Annotated in this window: 1 protein-coding gene; it reads left to right on the top strand. The window is 69.2% G+C overall.

Annotation, left to right across the window (positions count from 1 at the left end):
• On the top strand, positions 1–624 hold a 624-nt coding region (locus tag AC1DP0_RS22450; protein ID WP_478088869.1), incomplete at its 5' end, for an SDR family oxidoreductase.
• Positions 625–676: the final 52 nt, after the last annotated feature.

The following is a 676-nucleotide window of genomic DNA, read 5'->3' as shown; positions in this document are numbered from 1 at the left end:
GCCCTCGCCGCCCTCGCCGACGGATCAGGAATCTCCACGATCGCAGCCGACCTGGCCGACCTGGATGGCCTCGCGAACCTGCCGACCGACGTCGACATCCTCGTCAACAACGCCGGCATCCAGCACGTGAGCCCCATCGAGGAGTTCCCCCTCGACCGGTTCGAGTTCATCCTCGACCTCATGCTCGTCTCGCCGTTCCGGCTCATCCGGCAGAGCCTGCCCCACATGTACGACCGTGGGTGGGGCCGCGTCATCAACATCTCGAGCGTCCACGGCCTTCGGGCCAGCGCGTTCAAGTCCGCCTACGTCACCGCCAAGCACGGCCTGGAGGGCCTCTCCAAGGTCGTCGCGCTCGAGGGTGGCCCCCGCGGCGTCACCTCCACGTGCATCAACCCGGCCTATGTGCGCACGCCCCTGGTCGAGCAGCAGATCGCGGACCAGGCCCGCACCCACGGCATCCCCGAGTCCGAGGTCGTCGAGAAGGTCATGCTGGCACCGGTCTCCGTCAAGCGCCTCGTCGAGCCCGACGAGGTCGCGGCCCTGACCCTCTTCCTGTGCGGCCCGGCCTCCGGCTCGATCAACGGGACGTCCTTCTCGATGGACGGTGGGTGGACGGCGCACTGAAGCCAGTGCGCCTCCGGCCGCCCACCCCGCACCGACCCGCCTAGGATCTGCC

The sequence above is a fragment of the Terrabacter sp. P5_B1 genome (assembly GCF_056400505.1).
Note: the sequence above shows the minus strand (reverse complement) of the source record. Positions and strands in the feature narration are given on the sequence as shown.